This is a genomic window from Catenibacterium sp. UBA627 (assembly GCF_002299355.1).
Classification (GTDB): Bacteria; Bacillota_I; Bacilli_A; order Erysipelotrichales; family Coprobacillaceae; genus Catenibacterium; species Catenibacterium mitsuoka.
Genome location: NZ_DBPF01000089.1, coordinates 3,374 through 4,199, shown reverse-complemented (window position 1 = coordinate 4,199; position 826 = coordinate 3,374). Strand labels below are relative to the sequence as shown.

The 826-nt window shown below is 43.6% G+C and carries 1 protein-coding gene; it reads left to right on the top strand.

Going from position 1 to position 826, the window contains the following annotated elements; all coding sequences use genetic code 11:
- The coding region (locus tag B2S90_RS05590) for an SDR family NAD(P)-dependent oxidoreductase (RefSeq protein WP_286696677.1) at positions 1 to 483 on the top strand (483 nt) is incomplete at its 5' end.
- Positions 484 to 826 lie beyond the last annotated feature (343 nt).

The window sequence follows — 826 nt, the reverse complement described above, 5'->3', positions numbered from 1 at the left end:
GAGATGTGGGACGCTGTCTTTTCATCAGATATCCGCGGCACATTCTATGCTACTAAATGTGTTATTCCTTATATGCAGCAGAACAACGGCGGTTCAATCATCAACATAGGTTCGATGGCTTCTTGTGGCGGTGACCTTGGCTCTACCGCTTATGCCTGTGCAAAAGCCGGCGTTGATATGCTTACCAAGTCAACAGCTATGCAGTACGGCAAGAGCAATATCCGTTGCAACTGCGTACGCCCTGGTCTTATTGTTACACCGGATAACGAGGCTCACGTACCCCAGGTTCTGAAGGATATATTCCTTAATAACATCATGGTTAACCGTTATGGTTGCCCTGCTGATATTGCCAATATGTGCGTATACCTTGCTTCTGATGAGAGCGAGTTCTTTACAGGTCAGGTTCTTACAGTTGACGGCGGTCTTAACAGCCACGTTTCAACAGTTGGCGAATTCAAGAATATGGCTTCACGCACCTGGTAATCTTATTTGCGACGAGACTTTCTATTGAAAGTATATTTGCATGACGCACTTTCCTGACTATAGGCAGGAAAGCATTCCCTATAAGCCGAAAGTTAACGGCGGCGTTGCTCAAAGCATTCGCAAGCAATCTATAATGAGAAGGCAATCCGAAAGGGTTGCCTTTTTCAATATAAAAGAAGAAAATTTAACAATTAGTGTAGAATGTTCGGCATTCCGAAGGCAGACTTGAAACCGAATAACACAACCCGTTTGTGGTTCCCTCTGCTAAAAGAGAGCAAAAAAGAACACTTGAAATCCAATGAAATTAGCTGAATTCTGCCAGTAATTAACGAACAGCATAAGT